This window comes from Rhodanobacter hydrolyticus (assembly GCF_044904645.1).
On record NZ_JADIKK010000008.1, the window covers coordinates 4,468,404 to 4,491,368 of the forward strand.

The following is a 22,965-nucleotide window of genomic DNA, read 5'->3' on the forward strand; positions in this document are numbered from 1 at the left end:
TGAAAAAGTCGTCAATTGCACGTACGTGCGCGCTTCAAACCACCCGCACCTGGCGCGGATTCAGCGCGAGATCGAGCCAGAAGGCATCGCTTTCGAAACGACGAAACACATCCGGCGGCAACACGCTGGTGCGCTCGCGTACAGCGATTTCTTTGCGCGCGGCATGCAATCCCGGCGCGCAGGTCGAATTCATCGGCGTGATAGCTGATGTCGTCGAAGCCGTGCTTGCAGGCGGGCTCGCCGATGAAGTCATAGATTGAGGCAATCGCGCGTGCCGGATCGCTCGTCGGCGTTTCGTAACGCAGCAACATCAGCTTGGAGGCTTCATCGCCGTAGAAAGCCTCTTTCAAACCGTTGTACGCGCAGCCAACCATGCCTTCGCCGTTGGCCAACCCTTCGACGCGCGAATACACGGTTCCGCCAGGCACATAGTTGAAGATGGACGAAGGCTTGAAGGCGTCCTTGCGGATCAGCCGTTCGATGCTGTCGATGATCCATGACACGTGCCGTACGCAGGCGATGCCCCTGCCGTGCTGGAACAGCTCTTTCAGATGGCGCATCTTGGTGCACCACGCTTGGTGTCGAACACTACCTCGGCGCCGTATTCGGGGCCGTAGTAGTTGTCGAACAGACCCTTGAGCATCCGACGGCGCTGCTCATCGGAGATGAAGACCGAATAGTTGAAAGCACTCCCGATTGGGCCGCCCATCCCCCCATGGAATCGCGGGTTCTGGCTCAAGATCGCTGACAGCAGCGTGGCCCCGGACCTGGGAAGGTCCGAGACAAAGTGAACAGATCGCACATGCATCCCAAAGACATGTAGTCGCGAAGCACAGCAATGACCGTGCCACCGTCAACAAAAGTGAGACCTACGGCACATATGGCGGCTCAGCGAGGCCGCAAGTAATTGCTATCGACCGGGAGCACTCTTCGAGTCATCTTGTGACCCGGCGCGACATGTGACCAATCGAGCGCCTGCACCTCATGTCCTCGAGCAAACCCCTTTTGACACGGTTCTGTTCTTGGGTAACCGGTCTCCGTCATGGGTCGAACGCGGTCCTGCTCTAGCCCCCGATAACAGTCCCTGATCGCCCTGCCCTCATGCCTCACGCAAGGGCTCCGGCCGCGAACCCATATTCTTCGGCCCAGGTGCATGGCTGGCTGGCGCCCAGTCCCTAGGGCTGTGTCGTGGCGTGTTCCAATCTTCGTACCTGAGCGGTACGACGATATCGAGCTGCAGACTCTTCACCGTGACTGGATAGAACCTGTTGGGCCAAGAGCATTCGTGCCAGTTGTCGCAGGAGCGTTGACAGTCGTGTCTCGCGGTTTGCGGGTAGGCGCATACTTTTGGATTAGGCAGGCTGGCTTTGTTGCCCTCGGAGAAAAAGGACAGGCGGTAGCCGACCGACTCGCCAATGATCGTGACCCGATCGCCGCCGGCGTCTTTGACGAATGCGGCAGCCGTGATGGCGGCGGAAAAGGCTTGCGCGTTGGTGAGTACGAAGATGCGACCGCCTGGCGCGAGCAAGTCCGACAGCGCATGTGCGAAATGCCAGGTGTCGATGTATTCGCCACCGCCATCGCCATCGCCACGCAGGTCGAGTATCACGGCGCAGGGCGGGTTTGCGCGAAGCGTTGCCTCCGCCGCGACGAGAAACGGCACAATCCGGTGGCTACCGACGTCCACGCCACGCGGATCTCGACGCTAGCTATGCGGTAGATGTTCCGCTTACGACAACACGGGTGAGTCGCCCTGGATTCAATGTGCGGTCATGGTTTGATCAATCCACCCTGCATAAAAGCCCACCCGCGCCGCCGCAAAGCGCTGCCCGCATACGCCCATGCGGAATGAACCATCCTGCATTTGCCGCACGACGCGCTCCACTTCGCTGGCTGTCCCATCCAGGCCGTGAGTGACGCCGGCCAGGTAGGTGTGACCAGCCACGAGGACGGTGACTGGGCCGCCGCTGTCGCCGCCCGCTGTGGCGCCGCTGAGGGCCGGGGCGCCGGCACTGCAGTCGAATACGTAACGCAGCCAGGGCCCATCAGTCTGGGTCAGGCGATTCTGTGCGCGCCGCAGTTGAGTGCGATGACTTTCACTATCCGGCGCACCAGTTAGCTCGGTGCCGGTGGCGCCCGCGCCGTAAACCGTGCTCAGCATGCCGGGCTTGGCGTTGCCGCGATCGATCGGCATCGGCGCAACGTCGGTCACGGGCTCGGTGAGTTCCAGCAGGGCAATGTCGTGCATGCTGGCCATCGCCGCCATGTACTGGTGCACAAAGATGTCGGGTTTCGCCGTTTTGACCTGCTTGAACATCTGCTGCCAGGCGATTCGCGCAGCGGGGTAATCAGGGTAAACAACGATGCGGCTCACTGCCCGTCGCCTTCCGTTCACGGTCACGAAATGCTCTTCAGGCATGATTTGCATCATGTGCACCGCATGGGCCGCAGTAATCACCCAGCGTGGGGCAATCAGCGTGCCGTGACCTTCGTCGGGCAGATCGACCAGCGCGGGCATGGTTCGCGGGTCGACGCGGTAACGCGCATCGGGCTGCTCGTGGCGTGTCACGATAGCATTGGCGCTTGTACTGAGCAGCAACAGTGGAAGAGCGAGACGCAGGATGATCTTCACGTGGTTCCTTCGGTTGGCGTGATTGATTCGTTTGGCGCAACGGTTGGTCATCCGTGGATGGCTTCAGAGACGCCGTGGATGGCTCCGGTCTTGTGCATGCGCAGCTTGGTGTCCTGATCCGCAACATGCGCGTCCGCCACGCCGGGTCTACTCGCTGCAGGCAGCAATCAATGCCACGGCACGCGCGATGTCTTCGTACGTCGTGGGTGCGCCAACGGATAGGCGCAACGCACCCACGGTGGCAGCACGTCCCGTACAGCGCCGGAACGCGTCAATGCTGAAGTTGCCTTCGAGTTTGTCGAAGCAGTGCTCCACGCCTATGGCATCGAGTCCGAATGCTTTCTCGGCCGTCCCGGGATTGCAGAAGCAGCCGCCCCGAATGGCGACGCCGTGTTCTTGCGCCAGCTGTTCGACGTGCTCGTAGCGCAGCACGCTGCCGTCGTTCTGCAATACGTTGAAGGCGACGATGCCGCCCCGCTGCTCCATATCCGGAGGGCCATACAGACGCACCAGCGGCGCGCCATTGCTGTGCCGTAGCGTCGCTGCCAGTGCCAGGAAATGTCGCACGAGGGACTGAATATGGGCGCGCAGGCACGGGCGCGGCATGCTGGCGAGAAAGGCGAATCCGGACTCGATGGCGGCGAGGTCGAGGAAGTTGGGAGTTCCGTCCTCGAATCCCCCGTATCCCGGCTTGAGAGCGTGCCGCCCGTGCGCAATGGACACGAACTCCACCGTTCCACCCGAGAACCACGGCCTCCGAAGGCGACCCAGAGCCGACCTTTTCGCTATCAACGCGCCGACACCGGTCGGCAGGCCGAATAGCTTGTAGAACGAACACACGACGAAGTCCGCGGAGTGCTCCCTCAGGCTGAGTGCGCCGGACGGCCCGGCCGCCGCCGCGTCGACCAGAACATCGCATCCGAGTGCCTGGGCCTCTTCGACGAGCGACAGGTCGTGGAGCACGCCGGAAAAGTTGGACTGCTGCGGGAATGCGAACAAGCTCCTGCCTTGTCGTTCGATGCTCGCTCGCAGGTTCGCGGATCCGTGGTCGAGTCGGAGTTGCGCATCCAGCGGCAACACGCTGACGGTTGCCTGTGTGCGCCTGGCAAACTCCCGCATGCCGGTGACGGAATTGTGGTTGTCGGCCGAGAGAATGAGCCCGCGGCGCAGCGAAAACGGATAGCTCTCGGCGACGAGCTTGATGGCTGCCGTCGCATTGGCGGTAAAGCAGACGTCGTAGATGTCCGGATCGGCATCGAAGAAGGCCAGTGTCGCGGCACGGGCGGCCGCTTGCGCGGCGGCGCTGTTGCGTGATGCGAGATGCTCCGAATGGGGATTGCCGAAAATCCCCTGCGCCAGCCGCTCGCCATGCGCTCGTGCCTGCGAGGCACCGTACAGCGCGCTCGCCGCGTAATCGAGATAGGCGATGCCGGCAGCATCCAGGCGTGCGAATTCGCTGGCGCGAAGCGCGGCGAAGTCGAAGGCGTCGGCCGCATCGGTGGATTCCATGGCACGCGTCAGCATCCGCGCCTCCGCGAGCCATGCCCGATCCGCGTCGCACTCGCAACGTTGCCGCCCTGCTCCGCCCCGATCCGGGGAGAGCCGCCGAAGTAATGGCTCAATGCCTCGATCCGTGAACGCTCCGCGGGCGAGGCATTGGGCGGCAGCAGTGGATACAGAACCTCGTCGCGCCAGTCGGCAAGGCCGCCCGGCACGAACACCGCCTGGGTCACGCCGAGCGAGCGCAGCATCACCCAGGCCTGGCCCGCATGCGCCCCTTCCTGCGAGTAAAGGACGATGGTCTGGCCGGGCGCAAAGTGCGACTTCGCCAACTGGTCGATCGGCACGTTCTCCGCCGTCGGGATCGGGTCATCGCGAAACTCAGCGGGCGAACGCACATCGATGACGCGGAGCCCGGGCCGGCGATCGCGTATCCACTCCGCAAGCTGGCGCGCACTGACGTGGTCGGAGCCTTCATCGATCGCCCGCGCGATTGAATCCAGATCCAACCCTCGCGGCTGCGTGCGAAAGAGACTGCCTGCGAAAGGCGCTCCCAAACCCAATGCAAGCGCACTGATGCCCAGTTGTCGCACGAGTTTCATGGTCCTGCCTCCCGCTTTGCGATCCATGTCAGCACCGAAACGGCGACCACCGTGACCAGCGCCACCATGACTCCGTAAGGCAGGCCCGTGAGGCGTTGGAGTGTCAACGGGCCATACGGCGTCGAGCGATAGAAAGGTTCGATCGCGGGAAAGGCCATGCCGACCAGCAGCACGCCTGCGAACAACCCAAGCATCGTCGCGGCACCTTCGACGCGGCCGCTGGCCAACGCTACGCAGGAGGTGCCCGGGCACAGGCCGCTCAGCACGAAGCCGAGCCCGAAGACCAGTCCGCCGAGGAGTTGCGGAAGCAGATACGTATCGGGCACGTAGAACGCTGCGGAATCAAACACGCCCAGCCGGCCGCCCCAGAAGGCACCGAGCATCGCGGTCAGCATCGCGCTCAGCATGACCTTGAGTACGGTGAAATCCCGCAGATAGAACTGGCCGGCGAGCTTCGGCGGATCGCCCAAACCGGCGCATTCGAGTGCACAGCCGAATGCCACGCCGATACCTCCCGCGACCAGCAGATCGTTCATGGCCAGAGCCTGCGCACGAGTGGTGCGGCGAGGAAACCTGCCAGGAACAATGCCGCCATGAAGATCCAGGCACCGACACTCAGCACCGCACCGCCGCTCAATGCGAGGCCGCTCGTGCAACCGCGTGCCAGCGCCGCCCCGATGCCCATCAACGTGCCGCCGGCGACTCCGGCGAACAGCTTGCCGGCGGACGGACGGATGGCGTGGACGGACGTCAGTCGCGTTCGCCCTGCCAGCGCCGCCGACGCGGTGGCGCCGATCAGCACACCGATGATTTCAACGACAATCCAGGCAGTCCACGGCGATCCGTCCTGGAGGTAGCTGAGGAAGTAGGCACTATGTGCCGCCGCTTCCGGCGAGACGGTGCCGACGACACCGCTGGCCACGCTCGCGAATGCACCGGACGCGCCCAGTCCCTGCCCCGTCAGTGCGAAGCAGGCAAGCAGCAGCAGGCCGAGGCAAACGCCCGTCAGGTGAGGTTCGGCATAAGGACGGCGTGTGCGCATCGTCAGCGCTCGACCGGCAGATTACGCATCGTCCAATCTTCGAATGAGCCGTCGTACAGCACGGCATCGATCCCCGCGGCACGCGCTGCGAACAACACCGCCGTTCCCTGCTGGCCGATGTGGCAATAGGCAATCACCCGATCGCCCGTCTTCACCCCGGCCTTGCGGAACAAGGCCAGCAGTTCGGCCGGTTTCTTCAGGGTGAGATCGTCGTTGGTGATGTCGGTGTACGGCAGGCTGTGCGCGCTCGGAATGTGGCCGCGGCGGAGGTGACCATCTGCTCCGCTCTCTTCCAGGCCGTCGTAGTACATCGCGGCACGCGCGTCGATCAGCACGTAACCTGGTTTGCGGGCGTGTGTCTGCACAAACGCCGCATCGACGACGGTTGGCTGAAGATTGAAGGGTGCCAACGTTCCTGGCGTAACTGCGACGGCCCGGTCAGTAACGGGCCGGCCTTCGCGGCGCCACTTCGGCATGCCGCCGTCGAGCAGGTCGGCGCGCGCGCCCAGTCCGGCCGATTGCAACGTGAACCATACTCGCGTCGACGCGGAGACCTGGTCGTTGCCGAAGTACACCACGACGCGGGAACCGTCGGAGATGCCCAGGTCCTGCAGTCGCTGGCGCAATGCCGGTGCCGTCGGCAATTCCAGCGAAAGCTTGCTCGACGTGGCGGCGACGTCGTCAAGATGGACGAAGCGCGCGCCGGGGATATGCATCGCCTTGTCTTGCGACGCTTCGCCAACCTGCAGCAACACGAGGTTGGGGTCGTGCAGGTGACTGGCCAGCCACGCGGTGGATACCCATGGCTCGGTTTGCGTGGCGTCCTGCGCAGCGGCTTGCGCGTGCAGGCAGTACGGCATGGCCGTTGGTCCGACGAGGATCGCGAACGCTATGGCAGCCTTCGCCAGAATCTTGATCTGCATGGTTACTCCCGATGTCGTGTGTGCCGCAGATATAGGGCACGCCCGAGCGCAGCGGGATGGACATGCGACGGAACCGGTCGACGATGCGATGAAACGGCCCTGCTGCGGATGGTTCGTGTGCGCACCGGCGCATGCTTTGCTAACGTGTCACGCATGGATTTTCCCAACGACGACCTGCATGCCCGAGTGCCGCAAAGCGTGATGTCGGACCTGGATGGTTGGGCGCTCTATCAACGCTTCCGCACCTTCACCTGGCCCTGGTTGCTGCGCCGGGGAATCGTGCTGTGGCCGCTGGCAGTCGTTGCCGGTTGCACGTATGGCCTCTGGCATGCGTCGGGCACGGGGGCATGGGGCGACTGGCCCGGACTGGCACTGCGGGCTTGCTCCGCATCGCTGATCACGGTCTCGACTGGCCCCTTCCTCGCGACGCTGATTCGATATCGGCGCTTTCCGGTCACCTTGGAACGCGTGCTGGTGGTCCTGGCGATCCTGCTGGGGCTCTGGCTCGGGGCCGTCGCCCTGAACTGGGTGGGCGCCTATCACGCCCATCTCATGCAGGCCTATGCCGGGCACCACATGCGAATCAACTGGCTAGGCATGGCCGTTTCAAATTTTCTCGGCTCCACCGTCAATGCATCTGTGTTTGCCCTGATCCTGGCTGGCGGCGGTTACGCAACGCTCTACTATCTCGGCGAGCGGCGGCGCATCGCCCAGTTCGCAGCCGCCCGCCAGATCGAGAACCTGCGTGCGGAACGGAATGCGGCCGACATGCGGCTGGCCCTGCTGCAGGCGCAGGTCGAACCGCATTTCCTCTTCAACACGTTGGCATCGGTGCGGTCGCTGATCGCCAGCGAACCCGGGCGCGCGGCGACAACCATCGATGCGCTTGCGGCCTATCTGCGCATCGCCTTGCCACGCATCCGCACGACGGGCATCGAAGAAGCCACGCTCGGTCGGCAGATCGATCTTTGCCTGGGCTATCTCGAGATCATGAAGGTCCGCACGGCTGGCCGCATCGAGGTTCGTGTCGATGCGAGCGACGAGATCCGGGCCATGTCCTTCCCCCCATTGATCCTGCTGACGCTGGTGGAGAACGCGATGACCCACGGCATCGAGCCGAAGCTCGGCCCCGGCAGTATCGAGATCATCGCCGGCGCCGCGGACGGCTTCCTGAGCGTGCACGTCCAGGACGATGGCCGAGGCTTGCAACCCGGCACCACACCCGGCCTGGGCCTCGCGAATGTTCGCGCCCAGCTTCACGACCGTTTCGGAGCGCGTGCGCGCTTCGAGATCGCATCACGTACCGGAGGCGGGGTGAGTGCAAGCATCCACATTCCGCTCGCGTCCCCATGACCGCACCCATCACGGCCCTTGTCGCCGAAGACGAAGAACCGCAGCGAACGGAGCTGCGCGGCATGCTGGCACGACTGTGGCCGGAACTGGTCGTCATCGCGGAATGCGACAATGGCGCCACCGCGCTCGATGCATGGACATCGAAGAAACCGGACGTCGTCTTCCTCGACATCCGCATGCCGGGACTCAGCGGCCTCGAGGTGGCGCAGCAGGCCGTAAGCCCCGCCCAGGTCGTCTTCATCACCGCGCACGACGAATTCGCGATAAAGGCGTTCGATGCCGGCGCCATCGACTACCTGCTCAAACCGATCCGCGCCGACCGCCTCACTGAAACGGTGGCACGCTTGCGCAGTCGTCAGTCGGCCACGCAGGTCGATCTGACGGCGTTGATCGACAGCCTCGCGGGCCGGTTGAAGCCCGTGGAGACGATCAGCTGGATTACCGCCAGCATCGGCGACACCCTCCGGATGATCCACATCGGCGATGTCATTCTTTTCCAGTCCGAGGAAAAGTACACCCGCGTCGCCACCGCCACCGATAGCGCATACATCCGTACGCCGCTGAAGGATCTGATACCCAAGCTCGATCCTGAAGTCTTCTGGAGGGTCCATCGCAACGCCATCGTCCGCGTGTCGGCGATCCGGCAGGTCAAGCCGGACGGGGATGGCCGCCTGGTGGTCTGGCTGCACGGCATTGCCGAGCCGCTTCGCGTGAGCGACGCATTCCGCCACCGCTTTCGCGCCATGTGATGTGGTGTACGGAACAGAGATCGGCCATCGAGAGCCCGGACGTCTCAATGGCTTGGCCTGCAAGCACTGCGGCCAAACGAGTAACAGGTCCACGGCCCTGAGCCGCTCCGGACAACACGCTACTCGCGATAACACGGGCTAACCGTTGGGGTGGCCGCTGTTGCTGAATCTCATGATGCTGTTTGCGCCAGTCCGCGTATGACCAACACGCATGGCCTTGCTTCAAACAGCGTAAGAGTGATGCGTCCGCCGCCGCGGCGTGGGCTGCGGCGGCGCAAAGAACTCCGGAGTTGATCAGTCAGGGAAACACTGGTGTCCATGAGGACCCGGATGACTACCTGGCGGACAGATCAGTCCCGTCCTTGCATCTTCGACACAGCCGTTCAACGCAGCAAGCATCAGGACGCAAAGAACGAGCAGCATACTTTGCTTAAAAGTTTTCATAATTAGTCCTCCCTCTTTCGTTGATAGCCAACCGCTCCGTTACGCGAACGGCATGCCTACAAAACGCGACTAATTAGCGCAGGCCGACCGCCGTCATGTTGCTGAGTAGCTGACTGTTCAGCGTAGAGCCCAAAATTCAAACGTTGCAGCCTGCCCAATGGCAGCGGCGCGGGATCAAGCTGCACCAGCAAACAACCGCAGCACCTCCCGCCACATATCGGAAGGGCACTCGGTTCGACGTTCGTCTCACTCCAAGGCGACGTTAGTGAACATCTGATTTCGGGAAGACTGTTGGGAACGTCCTCGCCAAATTTCAACCTACGCGCTCGCCCGACATCTCATCGGACGGTACGACGTAGCCTCAGAACTTCCAGTCGAGGCTGATGCGCGCGGCCTGGTCAGAAGCACGATGCCCGAACTGTCCCTGATAGCTGGCGTCCGCCGATACCGTAGGCGTGATCGTGAAACTGATGCCGCCGCTGATGGCCGCTGCATCCTGCGCCACCGGCAGCCCGGCGACCTCGAAGCTGTCGCCGCCGCCGGCGAAGCGCTCGGTAGTGGTGGGCAGCGTGTCGCCCCACGCTCTCTGCCAACCCAGGCTGGCGTGCGCATGCAAACCGTGGTTGGGCGCACCCAGGTCGAAGGTGGCGCGCAGACCCAGCGTGGCGTAACCCACGCCGCTGTCCTGCGATGCCACGTCGAGCGCGGCCGGCGTGCCGCTTTCGCCAAATGCCGGCGTGTGCAGGTTGTCATAGGCCAGGTTCGCGAACGGCGCCAGCATGGCGTTGCCAAACGCGATCGGCCAGCTCGCATCGACATAACCCTGCGCGGCATGGGCGTGGTAATCGCTTTGCGCCGTTCCCGCGAACGATCCGAAGCCGATGAAGCGGTTCGTGTCGACGTGTTGCAGGCCGTAGATCGCACCGCCCTGCCATTGCAGCGGGCCGGTTTGTGCCATGCCATAGATGCCGATGTGCTGGTCGAGTACATGCGAGGACGAGCCCAGCGTGGCGATGCGCGTCGTGCCCTGGCCGGAGCCGATGATCGCGCCCAACCTCGCATCGTCACCCACCGGCAGATCGGCGCCCACCAGCATGCCGCTGCCATTCGCGCTGAAGCTGGATGCATTGCCGTCACCGTCATGGCTGCCCCAATGGCCCCACACCGAGGTCCACGCGGTGACGCCATGATCGTCGGTGACATTCAGCCCGTTGGCGTTGTTGGTCATCCCGGCGAGGTGTTGGCCGATCGCATCGCGCACGTAGCGATCGTCGTCCTGGATCGCCGTGCGCGTGGAAGCGTGGATTTCGCCGTTCAACTGGTCGAAGGCGCGACGTGCGGCGGGCGCGTCCAGCACCACCAGCGCACTGTAGGCTGCGTTGGCGAAACCCAGCATGTCTGCCGCTGTCGCGACTGCTCGCTGGTTGGGTGTCTGCGCCACGGTGCTGAAGTTGATGTCATTGCGCTGCAGCGACAGCGTCACCGTAGTCGTGCCGTAGGCCAGCATGGGTGTCAGGAACGGCAGGCTGCTGCTTGCCGAGGCGAATTGTCCGTTGATACCGCCCGCAGCGGTGAGCACGGTATAGCTGGTACGCGACATCCAGGTGCCGGCATCAGCGAGCACCAACGCCGTGCCTGCCAGGTTGGCCGTGCCGCCGACGCTCAGCAGACTGGCCTGGCCAGCGGGCGTGGCTTCCACTTCGAACACGCCGTCGGACGCCTGGGTGTAGTTGCCCCGAACCGTCAACGTGCCGATCGAGCCGCCTGCCCACAGGGTGCCGTCGTTGGTGACGTTGCCGCCGATCGTGCCGTGGCCACGCAAGGTACCGCCGCTTGCTACCGTAACGTTGCCGCCAAGCGTTGCCAACGGCGTGCCGGCATCGCCGACTTCCAGCATGCCGGCCTGCACCGTGGTGGTGCCGGCGAAGCCGCTGCTGTTGCCGTCCAGGATGAGCGCACCAGCACCCTGCACCACCGTACCGCTGCCGGAAATCGCACCCGTGAATTCGAACGCGTCGCTACGGAGAAACGCGAGCACGCCATGGACGCCGATGGTCACGTTGCCCGCGATGGTGCCTGTGGTGCCGTTGTTGCCGATCTGCAACGTGCCTTGATTGACCGTGGTGCCACCAGCGTAGGTGCCGGTGCCAGCAAGTACCAGATAACCTGCGCCATCCTTGATCAGTGCACCCGATCCGTCGATGTTGCCCGACACAGTGAGGTTGCCGACGGTGTCGAACGTGCCGCCGCCTGCCAAGGTGATGTTGCGCGCCGTGTTGAACGAGGCCGTGTTCGCCAGCGTGCCGCCGTTGAAGGCGAGACTGCCCGACGAGTCGCCCAGATTGGCATCGCTAGACACCGACAGCGTGCCACCGGAGATCGTGGTGCCGCCAAGATACGTGTTGCTGCCCCCGAGGGTCTCGGCCCCGCCGGCCAGCGTGATGCCACCGTTGCCGGTGATGGTGCCGCTGAAATTGCCGGCTGCATTCGTCAGCGTCAACACCTGGCCGCCGAGGCTCACCGTGCCGTTGCCGTCGAGTGAAACGATCGACGCGCCGTTGCTGGTGCTCGTGATATCGAAGATGGCGCCGCTGGCGACATTGACGTCAGACGAATGGGCCAGTGCGCCGCCGCCCGACAACGCCAGCATGCCGCCATCGATCACAGTGGCGCCGGTATAGAGATTGGAGCCGGACAGCGTTTCGTTGCCGCTGGCGAGCGTGAGCCTGCCGGCGCCAGAGATCGTGCCGGCAAAGTTGCCGCTGGCCTGGGTCAGCGTGAGCGTCTGGTTGCCGAGACTGACGACGCCACTGCCGTCGAGCGACACGATGGACGCACCGCTCTGGGTATTGCCGATATCGAAGGTGGCGCCGGTGGCGATACTCACGTCCGCGGAATGGGAAATGTTCCCGCTGCCCGACAGGGAAAGGGTACCGGCGCTGATGGTGGTGTCTCCGGCGTAGGTATCGGCACCGGTGAGCGACAGCACGCCTGCGCCGCTTTTCGCCAGGCCACCGCTACCCGTCAATGCCTGCGCTACCGTGAACACATTGGCGGCATTGTCGATATCAAAGCCGCCACCTGGATTGCCCCAGACCATGCTGCGCGCCGTCTGGTTGAAGGTGGTGCCGGTGACCTCCAGCGTACCGCCTTCGAAATCCAGCGGGTTGGTGCTCGCGCCGAGGTTGGCATCGGAGGACACCGACAGAGTGCCGCCACTCAGTACGGTCGTGCCCGTGTAGCCATTGACGCCATTGAGCACCAGCGTTCCGCCATCGGTCTTGTTCAGGCCGTTGACGCCGTCCAGTACGTTGTCGATGGTGGCGGTGTCGCCGCTGCTCACGCGAAGGACCGGCGCTGCGCCGCCCTGCCCCACCAGATCGATGGCGCCGCCCGTCAGGTGGTAGCCGTCACTGACGAACTGCATGCCGGTGGCGCCGACCGTGCCGTTGGTGTCGTCCACGGTGACCGTGCCGGATGCGCCACCGAAGATCGCAAAACCCGGCTGTGGCGACATCGGGCCGACATACTGGCCGGTGGTGTCGGACCAGGTGTTGGAAGACAACGACCACGTACCGCTGCCGCCGCCCAGCTGGGTCGGGCTGGCCAATCCGTTCGCATCCCACTCGTTCAGTGTGACGCCAAGCGTGTCGACCAGGTTGATCTGCTTGCTGACGGTGAGTATCTGCAACGTCATGCCGCTCGGCGGCGCAAAGCCGCCGCCGGTGATGCTCAACGAGCCGCCCCATTCAAAGAGGTTGTACAAGCCCGGCCCCATGCTGCCGAGATTGTTGACGTTGAGCGTGGAACTGCCGATCGACAGATTGCCGTTCACCATGACGTGATCGCTCTGGCCGGGCGTGCTGAAGTTGGGGCCGGGCGAGCCGAAGTCGAAGTTCAGCAGCGAGCCGGCGCCAATGGTGAGATCGCCGTTGACGGTCAACGTGCCCGCGGCGAGCGCACTGCCCGGCGTGAGCGAGGCGCCATTGGCAAGCATGACGCTGCCCTGCACGGTGCCATAACCGCCAAGCGTGCCTCCGTTGACGCTGACATCGCCGCCCACGGTAGCCGTGCTGTGCGAGCTGTCGCCGATGAGCAGCGTGGAACCGGATGCCACCGTGGTAAGACCGTTGGCGGTGTTGACGCCATTGAGGGTCAGCGTGCCGGAACCGCTCGTGGTCAGCGTACCGGTACCGGAGATCACGCCATCATAGATGCCGCTGCCGGTCTGGTTGAACACCAGTGCGGCGTCATTGACGATGTTGCCTTGCAGGCTGTTCGCATCGCCTTGCAGCGTGCCGGCGCTGATTGTCGTGCCGCCGCTGTAACTGTTGCCTCCGGCCAGTGTTAGCGTGCCGGTGCCGGTCTTGGTCAACGTGCCGCTGCCAGAGACTGTGCCGACATAAGTGCCATTGGCGGCCTGGTTGAATACCAGTGCGGCGTTGTCGGTGATGTCTCCCTGCAGGCTGTTCGTATCGCCCTGCAAGGTGCCTGCACTGACTGTCGTGCCGCCGATGTAACTGTTGCTTCCGCTGAGTGTCAGCGTGCCCGTACCCGTCTTGATCAACGTACCGTTGCCGCTGATATTGCCCGACACCGTCAGGTCGGCATCCGTCTGCAACGTTCCGGTGCCGACCAGGCTGATGTTGCGGGTGGTCACAAACACACCGTCGTTCTCCAGCGTGCCCCCGTTGAAAGCCAGCACAGCGGTACTCTGTCCCAGGTTGGCATCCGCCGAGACGACGAGCGTACCGCCGTTGAGTGTCGTCGCCCCGAGATAGGCGTTGGCACCGGAGAACGTCTGAATGCCGCCATTGAGCGTGACGCCGCCCGTGCCGGAGATCGCTCCGCTGAAATCGTCGTTCGCGGCGTTGTCGATCACCAGCGTATGCGTGCCCAGCGTCACCGTGCCGTTGCCGGAAATGCCGGCGACGGTAGCCGTCGCGCCACTGGTACCGCTGACATCGAGTGCGCCGCCATCGGCAACCTCAGCACCTTGAAGGTTCCCGTTGCCCGTCAGCAACACCGAACCCTGATTGATGGTGAACGCCCCGCTGAACGTGGACAGGTCACCCGAAAGCGTGAGCGGGCCCGCGCCGTCCTTGATGACCTGACCCGTGCCGCTCACCGAGCCGGCGAAGCTGCCCGCGGCAGCCTGGTTGAAGTCCACCACGGGCGTTCCGATGCCATTGCTCGCGAACGTCAGGTTGCCTTCGAAGGCGCTGGCGCTGCCGGTCAACACGCCCTGCTGGACGGTCCAGTCGGTGCCTGCGTTGCCTGTGCCGGTCAACGTCCAATTGCTGTTGCCGGTCTTGGTGTTGCTGGCAAAGCCATTGATCAGTGCAGCATCGAGGGAACCGTTGACGTCGCCCGCCAGCGTAAAGATGTCGCCGCCGCCGGTGCTGCCGCTGATGCTCTGGATGTTGCCGGTAAACGAGGCACCCGACAGGACCACCAGCTGGTTCCCGCCGCCGGAGAACAGCAGCGAGTCCGCCTGCATGCTGCCGTTGCTGCCGCCGGCAATGCTGCCGTCGGTGACAACCGTGACTCCACCCCAGCCGCGCACGCCGACACCCGGCGTACCGTCCTGTGCGCTCGGTATAGCGGAGGCAGTGTTGGCGTTGCCGCCGATGATCGTGCCCGCGTTCTCCAGCGACGAACCCACGCCCACGAGGTTGACGCCCGCGCCGCCGCTGCCGTAGCCGCCTGGCAGGTTCCCGCCATCCTGGTAAATCCCGGCGTTGCCCCCCAGGCCGCCGATGATCGTACCGGTGCTGTTGTTGGTAATCGCAGCACCGACGCCAAGTACCAGCAGGCCATCGCCGCCACCGCCGCCACTGCCGGCATACCCGCCATTGCCTCCGGCCCCGCCAGCGCCGCCAAGCAACCTGCCGTTGTTGATGAGGGATACGCCACCCGCACCCGCGGCAATGACCGCACCCGCGCCGCCGCCGCCACCGCCGCCGGGGTCGCCATTCGTGGCATTGCCGTTCGAAGCCGAGGCGGTCGCATCACCACCCCTGCCGCCCGCGCCACCGGCGATGGTCGTGGTAGTCCCCACAATGGGGGACGAATTGCCGTCGTTGATGTAAACGCCAGCCCCGCCACCGCCACCGCCGCCGCCTACGATGCTTGATCCGGACTCCGCCTGACCGGCGCCGCCGGTACCACCGGTGACGGACGAAACGACGCCCGGCGAACCGATCGCCCCTGCGCTGCCGCCCGCTCCACCGGTCGCAGTGATATTGACCGAACCTACGTCAAAGACCCCATCCGCGCCATTGCCACCCGTGCCGTTGGTGGCGGTGCTTCCCGCGCTTTCGCTGGTGTTGGGATTCCACACGATCGCGTCGCCGCCGGTGCCGTTGCCGGCGCCGCCATCCGGACTGCGGCCGGGGCGTCCGCCAATGCCACCCGACGCGCCGCAACCCGACGGGTCGCTCGACGTACAGGTCTGACTCCATGCCGGCGCGGTCACGCAAGCCAACGTCATGGTGGCGATTGCCAGCGCAAGCGGACGGCGGCGCAGGACGCGTGTTGCGGATGCGCCCGAAGACGAACCTTTCGTTCGCGTCAGCTCGGACGTCACCTGCACGACGGCCAGCGCCCGATTCCATATGAGTCGATACACACGGTTCATTCGATTTTCCCTGTCATGCGCCGCATCGCACGGCCGGCATGTAATAGCTATTGAGATTCGCGGCCGTTCAACGCCGCCGAAAGAGCCCTTCGCGCGAAAGGCCTTCGCGCACCAACGTTCACTGGAACATGCGCATGCCCCGCCTGTGCGCACTCACGCCGACGCGCTAATCGTGATCCATGCCGGACATAGCATCAACCACGATCCAGAAGGCGTCGTTTTCGAAGCACCGGAAGATATCCGGGGGCAATACCGTCGTGCGTTCTTGCCCTTGCACTCTTCCGCCAATCGTGTGAAAGCGGCGCCACCGCGGTCCAGCGTTTTGAAGTATCGGCAAACGCGTCCGCGATATTGAAGAGGCGCCGGACGGCTCGCTCTGGATGCTGGAAGATGCCGAACCCGGCGGCCTGCCACCTCACACCGGAATAATTCGGCGAATCAGCCGCCGCTTCGGGCACGCAATTGAAAAGAATCATCACACCGGGACGGCATTCGGAGCGCTAGGATGTTCGGGGTCACTCATTCGGGTGCAAGGAAACATGCAGATGATGAAGCTGGCATCCGGGGTCTTTCTTGCAGCTCTGCTGACAAGCGCCGCCCATGCGCAAACCAATGCGGGCGAACAGAAGTCCGACCCCAACCTTCCCTTCACCGTCACGAAGGTGGCGAGCTTCGATCTGCCTTGGCGCATCGCGTTTTTGCCCGATGGCCGCATGCTCGTGACCGAGAAGGTCGGCCGCGTCGATCTGGTGACTCCGCAGGGCGCCAAGACCGAGATCGGTGGCGTCCCGCCGAGCTATGTCGAAGGTCAGGACGGCATGCTGGGTGTCTTCCTCTCGCCGCATTACGCCATCGACCACAATGTGTATCTCACGTATGTCGCACCGGGTGACTACGGCGGCGGCGTAGCTCTGGGCCGTGGTCGGCTCGTGCTGGATGGCAAGCAGCCCCGGCTGGACGGTTTCCAGGTGTTGTGGCGGCAGATGCCCACGGGCAAGGGCGGTCAGCCCGGCGGCCAGATCGCGTTCTCGCCGGACGGCAAGTACCTGTTCCTCACGCTGGGCGACCGCCAGCGCTTCACTCCTGCGCAGGATCCCAACCAACCGGTGGGCAAGATCCTGCGGCTGACGCTGGACGGCAAACCCGCGCCGGGCAATCCGTGGGCAGGAAAGGTCGGTGCCCGCACCATTCCGCTGATCGATCCGGCAGCCGATACCGAGAAAGCCAAGGCCGCGCCGGTAGTCAGCACCTATACGTTCCCCGGGCCCAACCTGACGCCGGCGGAAACCTGGACCACCGGCCACCGCACCCCTTATGGCCTCGCCTTTGCTCCCGATGGCCAGCTGTGGGAACTCGAGCATGGCCCGCGCGGCGGCGACAGGCTGAACCTGATCGAGCGTGGCAAGAATTACGGTTGGCCGCTGGTCTCCTATGGCATCAACTATGACGGCGTGCCGATTCCCAGCCCGGATACGCGACCCGATCTCGCCAAGGCGGTGATCTATTGGACGCCGGTGATCGCGCCGGGCAATCTCATGTTCTACAAAGGCAACCTGTTCCCGCACTGGAACGGTAGCGCCTTGCTCAGCGGCCTCGTCAGCGAGGCCATCGTTCGCGTCACGTTTGACGGCAAGGGCGGCGCCACCGCGGTCCAGCGCTGGAGTATCGGCAAACGCGTCCGCGATATCGAAGAGGCGCCGGACGGCTCGCTCTGGATGCTGCAAGACGCAGATCCTGGCGGCCTGTTCCATCTCACACCGAAATGACTCGGCGAATCAGCCGGTGCTCGGGCACACGGACTGACACGAAGTCCAGGGACGCCGATACAGCGACAGGACGGATGAGGCGACAAACGTGACCGGAATACGATCGGGCGACATTCTCGCGGCCAGTCGCCCTGCTCCTGATAACTCGGTCCAGTCATCTGGCTCACCATCATGCCTTATCCCAGAACTGTCCCGAACCAGGTCTGGAAGCTGACGCGTCCCGGACCGACTCAGACAACCGATCGCACCACGCCGCCGTCCACGCGCATGGCGGCACCCGTGGTCGCCGAGGCCTGCTCCGAGGCGAGATACACTGAAAGGTTTGCCACTTCGTCCACGCTGGCCAGCCGCTGGATCAGTGAACTGGGACGGTGAGTGGTGATGAATTCCTTCTCTATCTGCGCCTGCGGCACGCCGCGCTCGGCAGCGATCTTGCCGAAAAATTCGCCCACGCCTTCGGACAGGGTCGGGCCGGGCAGGATGGCATTGACGGTGACGCCGGTGCCGGCGAGGGTCTCGGCCAGGCCGCGCGACACCGCGAGCTGGGCGGTCTTGGTCACGCCGTAGTGCACCATCTCGGTCGGAATCTGCACGCCCGACTCGCTGGACACGAACTGGATGCGTCCCCAGCCGCGCTGAGCCATGCCTTGTGCGTAGTGCCGCGACAGCCGCACGCCGCCCATTACGTTGACCTCGAAGAAGTGCTGCCAGTCGGCATCCGGAATATCGAAGAAAGCCTTGGGCTCGAAGATGCCCAGGTTGTTGACCAGAATGTCCACATCCGGCACCGAGCGGATCAGCACCTCCGCACCTGCAGCCGTGCCGAGGTCGGCGGCGACACCGTCAAGCCTCGCCTGCGGCAGTTCCTTCCTGACTGCGGCGAGAGCCGCATCGACACGCGCCTGCGTGCGGCCGGTAATGACGACGCGCGCGCCGGCGCCGGCCAACCCCTTGACGATGGCCAGGCCTATGCCGGCAGTGGAGCCGCTGACGATGGCGGTACGGGTGGAGAGATCGATATGCATGAGGGAATCCTTGGGTGCGTACAGATGATTCACTGAGAGATGTTCATGGAACGTGGCGGCTCACGTATGGCTGCAACCCGCATGCGGCATATCTGCCCGACGACGCCGTCCTCTTCACGTTGATATTGAAGGTGGTGTCTACATGCGTCTCGCTCAACCCGCCCGGCGCATCGACTTCGTAGAAGCCGGCGTTGGCGCAGAGCACGCCAGGACGAGCGTGGTCGCGGTCGATGCACTCGCAGACGAGACGGGTGTCGTCAAACCGGTCGCCTGAGGCCCCAACGGAGCTAGGTGGGCGAGGCCGAAGACATCGCCGAACTGGTTTCATATCCGGCCAGAGCGTCGCCCCGATATATGACGGGCTCAAGCCTCACCATCGATGGCGGGATGACGCTTTGATCCCGTGATGAAACAGGCAGCGGAAAAAAAAGCAGCCAGGGTCCGCGTATTCAGTCGAAAGCCCATCCTCGTCGTGCCCTCGATCCCTTCACCTGATCGCGCACCGGGCTTCAAGGTAGAGTTCACGTCCGGCGACAGGCGGCGACAGGCGGCGACAGCGTTGACCAGACCATCCTCCATCGGCCATGACACCGCGCTCGTATTGTTCCGGCGCGACCTGCGCCTGGCCGATCACCCGGCGCTCGACGCAGCCTGCGCCGGGCACGAACGCATACTTCCGCTATACCTGCACGCGCGGGACGAGGAAGCACCGTGGCAACCCGGGGGTGCCAGCAGCTGGTGGCTGCATCATGCGCTCGAGGCGCTGCAGCAACGCCTTTCGGCGCAAGGCGCGACCTTGCATATCGCCGGCGGCGACAGCCTTGCCAGGTTGCGTGCGCTGATCAAGGCCAGCGGCGCGCGCGCCGTGTACTGGACCCGCCGATACGAACCGGCCGCCATCGCGCGCGACACCGCACTCAAGGCGGCTCTACGCGCCGATGGCATCGCCGTCCATAGCTTGCCCGGCAATCTGTGGTGTGAGCCCTGGCAGCTGGCCACGGCGGAAGGCCTGCCCTATCGCGTATTCACTCCGTTCTGGCGCAAGTTGCGCGCGCAGTTGCCGGCCGAACAACCGTTGCCGGAAGCCCATGCCCGCCAGTGGCTGCAACTGTCTGGCAGTCTGCCGCTGGATGCGCTGGAGCTCCTGCCGCGAATTCCCTGGGCCGGCGGATTGGCCGCGAGCTGGAAGCCTGGCGAAGCGGGCGCGCAGGAATTGCTGGAAGTGTTCGTCGACGATGCCCTGGCCGACTACGCGAACGGTCGCGACCTGCCGGCGCGCCACGGCACCTCGCGCCTTTCGCCGCACCTGCATTTCGGCGAAATCACCCCGCGCCAGATCCTGCACGCCTTGCAGGCGCGCACCCAGCGCATGGATGCGCGACGCCGTCCCGATCTCGAACCCTACCTGCGCGAGTTGGGCTGGCGCGAGTTCGCCCATCACCTGCTCTACCACTTCCCGCAGACACCGACCGAAAACTTCAATCCGCGCTTCGACTCGTTCCGCTGGGCGGATGACAATCCTGCGATCTTGCGCCGCTGGCAACTGGGATGCACCGGCATCCCGCTCGTGGATGCCGGCATGCGCGAGCTTTGGCATACCGGCTGGATGCACAACCGCGTACGCATGATCGCTGCCAGCTTCCTTACCAAGAATCTGCGCCTGCACTGGCAGCACGGCGCGCGCTGGTTCTGGGACACGCTGGTGGATGCGGATCTCGCCAACAACACGCTTGGCTGGCAATGGGTCGCCGGTTGTGGCGCCGATGCCGCGCCTTATTTCCGGGTGTTCAACCCCCACACGCAAGCGGCGAAATTTGATCCGGAGGCGGCTTATCTGAAGCGCTGGCTGCCGGAGTTAGCCAAACTGCCCACGAAGCTGTTGCATGAGCCGTGGCGCGATCCGGATGCACTCACCAACTGCGGCTATCCCGCACCGATCGTGGATTTAAGCGCCACACGGGAAGCAGCGTTGCGTCAATGGCAGGCGCTTCCACCGCGCTGAGCAAACCTCCATCGCGCCGCATCCAATACTGCGTATATCCCGTATGCATCCAAAGGCGGCTGATCATGCCGCGCAACTACCGGGTGCCTCACATGAAACGCATGCGAGTCATGATCACCCTGAGCTTGCTGGGCATGCTGTCGCTGGCGGCCTGCGCAGGGGCGACCGATCCGATCCAGCCGGTGCAGGGTGTGGATCTTTCTCGCTACATGGGCCGCTGGTACGTGATCGCTTCCATTCCGACACGCTTCGAGCGAGGCGGTCACAATTCGGTCGAGACCTATAGCCGCAACGCGGACGGCACGATCTGCACCTGGTTTCGGCAGCGGCCCGGCAGCTTCGAAACGCCGGTCAAGCTGTTGCATTCGACGGCTAGCGTAGTAAAGGGCAGCGGCGATGGTGAATGGCGCGTGCGCTTTTTCGCCTTCCTGAGTACCCAGTACCTGATCGGCTGGTTGAAGCCGGATTACGGCCAGGTGATGGTGGTGCGCGATGCGCGTGACTACCTCTGGTATATGGCGCGCACGCCGCGGGTATCCGATGCCGACTACCAAACCATGCTGGAGCGGGCCAAGGGCATGGGCTACGACATCGCAAAAATCCAGAAGGCACCTCAGCAGTGGCCTGAGCAAGCTACGGACAGTCAGACCTTTGTCGGAGCCTGTCCATGAAATATCTCGTCGCATTTTTGGCCTGTGCCGTGCCAGCCCTTCGCCTGGTTGTCCAATAGTGGCGTGTGGTGCCGACCAATGACGCGATTTCCGCGCGGCACCCGAATTTGATCGAGGCCGCAGGCTATCCCTTTGCAAACCGGGGCCTATCTTCGTGCTTGGACTGACGGTAGCGGATTTCGCGATGGTCTAGTGTGGATTGCATTACAGGCCGACCAGCGGCTGCAGCTTGCGCGCCAGCCAGCCAGGGAAACGCAGCGGCGCATCCAGCGCAGCAACGCACACACAAGGTACGCCTGGCGCGGTGATCGGCTGGTGTTCAATCTCATTGTCGAGATCGGCCACGTCACCGGGAGCAAAATGACCAAGCGCGTCGTTGTAGGCGCCTTGCAGAATCTGGGTAAGTTCGGTGCCTTGGTGGCTGTGCATCGGCATGCTCTTGCCCGGAGCGATCTTGAGCAGGATCAGGGTATCGCCACTGCCACGTGCGGCCCGGATCATGTGCACGCCCGGCGCCATCCAACGCCAGCGCAGCGCTCGCCATGAGCGGCCGAAATACGGCTGCAGCGGCGATGGCAGGCAATCCGCGGCAGGGGCATCGTTCGACGACGCGGGCGCAGCGGCCTGGGATGCTTCGATCTTCGGTTCCTCGTCGAGCAGGCCTAGCATCGCTTCGCGCAGACGGGCACCGCGCGCGGTGTCTCCCACTGCGGGTTGCTGCTGCCCCAGCAAGGCACCTCCGATGCGTTCGGCGCCGGACAGTCGTTCGCGGCAGAGTCCGCATACTTCCATGTGCGTGGCCGCCACGGCGACCATCTCCGGCGACAGCGCGCCGGCGGCGAAACTGAGCACGGTGGCCTCGTCGAGATGATGGCGCGGGTTCATGCCTGCCCCCTCACACCGAGCTGCAGGCGCAGGAACGCGCGACGCAGGCTGGATTTCACGGTGCCCAGCGGCATGCCGAGTTCCTCGGCGATTTCCTGGTGCGATTTGGCTTCGAAATAGGACATGCGGATCAAGCGGGCCTGGATGGCCGGAAGGTGTTCAATGCGTTGCTGGAGTTCGACCTGCTCGGCGTGGCTTTCGGCCGAGGAAAAACCGCTGGCGTCGTCCTTGTCCACCCACCCAGGTTCGTCGTCCATCGGTACCCAGTACGGCTCGCGGCGCACCCGGTCGATGTGCAGGTTGCGCGCGATGCGGAACAGCCAGGTGGAAAGGCTGCTGCGCGTGGCATCGTAGCGTCCCGCGGCCTGCCATAGGCGCAACAAGGCTTCCTGCGCCAATTCCTCGGCCACCGCCTCGGGGCAGCCCAACCCCTTCAGGTAAAGCCGCGTACGCGGCGCGAAGTGGTCATAGATGCGCATGAAGCTGTCGCGGTCGCGCCGCAGCGACACTGCTGCCATCTGCGCGGACCAATAGCCTGCATCGCGCACTTGTGGGTCGCTGCTCGACATGGCCCTCGCCACCTCGAATGGCGACAAGCTTGCTAGATGGGATTCGGGTTTCATCTTAGGGCATGGCAACGATGGATGCTCTCGGGGACTCATACGCATCCGGGCGCCTTTTGGATGCAGCACCTATCCGGTGATGGCGTGCATCCATTTGGCGATCACGCT

Annotated in this window: 18 protein-coding genes; 5 read left to right on the forward strand and 13 right to left on the reverse strand. The window is 64.2% G+C overall.

The window, feature by feature from the left end:
• Positions 1-11 precede the first annotated feature (11 nt).
• The 9 genes from ISP25_RS22530 to ISP25_RS22570 form a co-directional block, all read right to left on the reverse strand.
• Complete coding sequence (locus ISP25_RS22530; protein ID WP_404611877.1) at positions 12-560, reverse strand: hypothetical protein; 549 nt, start codon at positions 558-560, stop codon at positions 12-14.
• Positions 548-709, reverse strand: a complete 162-nt coding sequence (locus ISP25_RS22535; RefSeq protein ID WP_404611879.1) for a hypothetical protein — start codon at positions 707-709, stop codon at positions 548-550. Before ISP25_RS22535 ends, ISP25_RS22530 begins: the two co-directional genes overlap by 13 nt.
• A gap of 390 nt (positions 710-1,099) precedes the next feature.
• Entirely contained in the window at positions 1,100-1,663 is a 564-nt protein-coding gene (locus ISP25_RS22540; RefSeq protein WP_404611881.1) for a hypothetical protein, read from the reverse strand.
• A gap of 96 nt (positions 1,664-1,759) precedes the next feature.
• Positions 1,760-2,632 carry a S1 family peptidase gene (locus tag ISP25_RS22545; protein WP_404611883.1) on the reverse strand — a complete coding sequence of 291 codons (873 nt, stop codon included), beginning with the start codon at positions 2,630-2,632 and terminating at the stop codon, positions 1,760-1,762.
• 147 nt (positions 2,633-2,779) lie between these two features.
• The gene (locus ISP25_RS22550) at positions 2,780-4,156 is read right to left on the reverse strand and encodes an aminotransferase class V-fold PLP-dependent enzyme (RefSeq protein WP_404611885.1); all 1,377 of its coding nucleotides are present in this window, start codon (positions 4,154-4,156) and stop codon (positions 2,780-2,782) included.
• Positions 4,150-4,761 carry a rhodanese-like domain-containing protein gene (locus tag ISP25_RS22555; protein ID WP_404611886.1) on the reverse strand — a complete coding sequence of 204 codons (612 nt, stop codon included), beginning with the start codon at positions 4,759-4,761 and terminating at the stop codon, positions 4,150-4,152. Before ISP25_RS22555 ends, ISP25_RS22550 begins: the two co-directional genes overlap by 7 nt.
• Entirely contained in the window at positions 4,731-5,270 is a 540-nt protein-coding gene (locus ISP25_RS22560; protein WP_404611888.1) for a YeeE/YedE thiosulfate transporter family protein, read from the reverse strand. The genes ISP25_RS22555 and ISP25_RS22560 overlap by 31 nt, the downstream gene beginning before the upstream one ends.
• Positions 5,267-5,776 carry a YeeE/YedE thiosulfate transporter family protein gene (locus ISP25_RS22565; protein WP_404611890.1) on the reverse strand — a complete coding sequence of 170 codons (510 nt, stop codon included), beginning with the start codon at positions 5,774-5,776 and terminating at the stop codon, positions 5,267-5,269. Before ISP25_RS22565 ends, ISP25_RS22560 begins: the two co-directional genes overlap by 4 nt.
• Positions 5,777-5,778: 2 nt before the next feature.
• Positions 5,779-6,699: a sulfurtransferase gene (locus ISP25_RS22570; RefSeq protein WP_404611891.1), complete on the reverse strand. Its 921-nt coding sequence runs from the start codon at positions 6,697-6,699 to the stop codon at positions 5,779-5,781.
• A gap of 153 nt (positions 6,700-6,852) precedes the next feature.
• Here ISP25_RS22570 and ISP25_RS22575 point away from each other — a divergent pair, with 153 nt between their 5' ends.
• Together ISP25_RS22575 and ISP25_RS22580 are read left to right on the forward strand one after the other, a co-directional pair.
• Positions 6,853-8,052, forward strand: coding sequence for a sensor histidine kinase (locus tag ISP25_RS22575; protein WP_404611893.1), 1,200 nt, complete (start codon positions 6,853-6,855; stop codon positions 8,050-8,052).
• A complete protein-coding gene (locus tag ISP25_RS22580; protein WP_404611894.1) occupies positions 8,049-8,801 on the forward strand; it encodes a LytR/AlgR family response regulator transcription factor in 753 nt (250 codons plus the stop codon). Before ISP25_RS22575 ends, ISP25_RS22580 begins: the two co-directional genes overlap by 4 nt.
• An 805-nt stretch (positions 8,802-9,606) precedes the next feature.
• On the opposite strand, the gene ISP25_RS22585 is transcribed toward ISP25_RS22580, so the two are convergent.
• The gene (locus ISP25_RS22585) at positions 9,607-15,885 is read right to left on the reverse strand and encodes an autotransporter-associated beta strand repeat-containing protein (protein WP_404611896.1); all 6,279 of its coding nucleotides are present in this window, start codon (positions 15,883-15,885) and stop codon (positions 9,607-9,609) included.
• 380 nt (positions 15,886-16,265) lie between these two features.
• Between ISP25_RS22585 and ISP25_RS22590 the strand changes: the two genes are divergently transcribed.
• Positions 16,266-17,651, forward strand: coding sequence for a PQQ-dependent sugar dehydrogenase (locus ISP25_RS22590; protein ID WP_404611898.1), 1,386 nt, complete (start codon positions 16,266-16,268; stop codon positions 17,649-17,651).
• A gap of 230 nt (positions 17,652-17,881) precedes the next feature.
• On the opposite strand, the gene ISP25_RS22595 is transcribed toward ISP25_RS22590, so the two are convergent.
• Positions 17,882-18,676: an SDR family NAD(P)-dependent oxidoreductase gene (locus ISP25_RS22595; protein ID WP_404611899.1), complete on the reverse strand. Its 795-nt coding sequence runs from the start codon at positions 18,674-18,676 to the stop codon at positions 17,882-17,884.
• A gap of 559 nt (positions 18,677-19,235) precedes the next feature.
• Here ISP25_RS22595 and ISP25_RS22600 point away from each other — a divergent pair.
• Positions 19,236-20,678, forward strand: coding sequence for a cryptochrome/photolyase family protein (locus ISP25_RS22600; protein WP_404611901.1), 1,443 nt, complete (start codon positions 19,236-19,238; stop codon positions 20,676-20,678).
• A 65-nt stretch (positions 20,679-20,743) separates the two neighbouring features.
• The gene (locus tag ISP25_RS22605; RefSeq protein WP_404611903.1) at positions 20,744-21,349 is read left to right on the forward strand and encodes a lipocalin family protein; all 606 of its coding nucleotides are present in this window, start codon (positions 20,744-20,746) and stop codon (positions 21,347-21,349) included.
• Positions 21,350-21,553: 204 nt separating this feature from the next.
• Here ISP25_RS22605 and ISP25_RS22610 read toward each other — a convergent pair whose 3' ends face one another.
• Both ISP25_RS22610 and ISP25_RS22615 read right to left on the reverse strand, forming a co-directional pair.
• A complete protein-coding gene (locus ISP25_RS22610) occupies positions 21,554-22,234 on the reverse strand; it encodes a ChrR family anti-sigma-E factor (protein ID WP_404611905.1) in 681 nt (226 codons plus the stop codon).
• On the reverse strand, positions 22,231-22,803 hold the full coding sequence (locus ISP25_RS22615; protein ID WP_404611907.1) for a sigma-70 family RNA polymerase sigma factor: 573 nt from the start codon (positions 22,801-22,803) through the stop codon (positions 22,231-22,233). Before ISP25_RS22615 ends, ISP25_RS22610 begins: the two co-directional genes overlap by 4 nt.
• Positions 22,804-22,965 lie beyond the last annotated feature (162 nt).

Bases quoted from the DNA above. Each gene is read 5' to 3' on its own strand.
- ISP25_RS22530 (WP_404611877.1), bottom strand. From the start codon at position 560: ATGCGCCATCTGAAAGAGCTGTTCCAGCACGGCAGGGGCATCGCCTGC.
- ISP25_RS22535 (WP_404611879.1), bottom strand. From the start codon at position 709: ATGGGCGGCCCAATCGGGAGTGCTTTCAACTATTCGGTCTTCATCTCC.
- ISP25_RS22550 (WP_404611885.1), bottom strand. From the start codon at position 4,156: ATGCTGACGCGTGCCATGGAATCCACCGATGCGGCCGACGCCTTCGAC.
- ISP25_RS22555 (WP_404611886.1), bottom strand. From the start codon at position 4,761: ATGGATCGCAAAGCGGGAGGCAGGACCATGAAACTCGTGCGACAACTG.
- ISP25_RS22560 (WP_404611888.1), bottom strand. From the start codon at position 5,270: ATGAACGATCTGCTGGTCGCGGGAGGTATCGGCGTGGCATTCGGCTGT.
- ISP25_RS22565 (WP_404611890.1), bottom strand. From the start codon at position 5,776: ATGCGCACACGCCGTCCTTATGCCGAACCTCACCTGACGGGCGTTTGC.
- ISP25_RS22570 (WP_404611891.1), bottom strand. From the start codon at position 6,699: ATGCAGATCAAGATTCTGGCGAAGGCTGCCATAGCGTTCGCGATCCTC.
- ISP25_RS22575 (WP_404611893.1), top strand. From the start codon at position 6,853: ATGGATTTTCCCAACGACGACCTGCATGCCCGAGTGCCGCAAAGCGTG.
- ISP25_RS22580 (WP_404611894.1), top strand. From the start codon at position 8,049: ATGACCGCACCCATCACGGCCCTTGTCGCCGAAGACGAAGAACCGCAG.
- ISP25_RS22585 (WP_404611896.1), bottom strand. From the start codon at position 15,885: ATGAACCGTGTGTATCGACTCATATGGAATCGGGCGCTGGCCGTCGTG.
- ISP25_RS22590 (WP_404611898.1), top strand. From the start codon at position 16,266: ATGCTGGAAGATGCCGAACCCGGCGGCCTGCCACCTCACACCGGAATA.
- ISP25_RS22595 (WP_404611899.1), bottom strand. From the start codon at position 18,676: ATGCATATCGATCTCTCCACCCGTACCGCCATCGTCAGCGGCTCCACT.
- ISP25_RS22605 (WP_404611903.1), top strand. From the start codon at position 20,744: ATGCCGCGCAACTACCGGGTGCCTCACATGAAACGCATGCGAGTCATG.
- ISP25_RS22610 (WP_404611905.1), bottom strand. From the start codon at position 22,234: ATGAACCCGCGCCATCATCTCGACGAGGCCACCGTGCTCAGTTTCGCC.
- ISP25_RS22615 (WP_404611907.1), bottom strand. From the start codon at position 22,803: ATGTCGAGCAGCGACCCACAAGTGCGCGATGCAGGCTATTGGTCCGCG.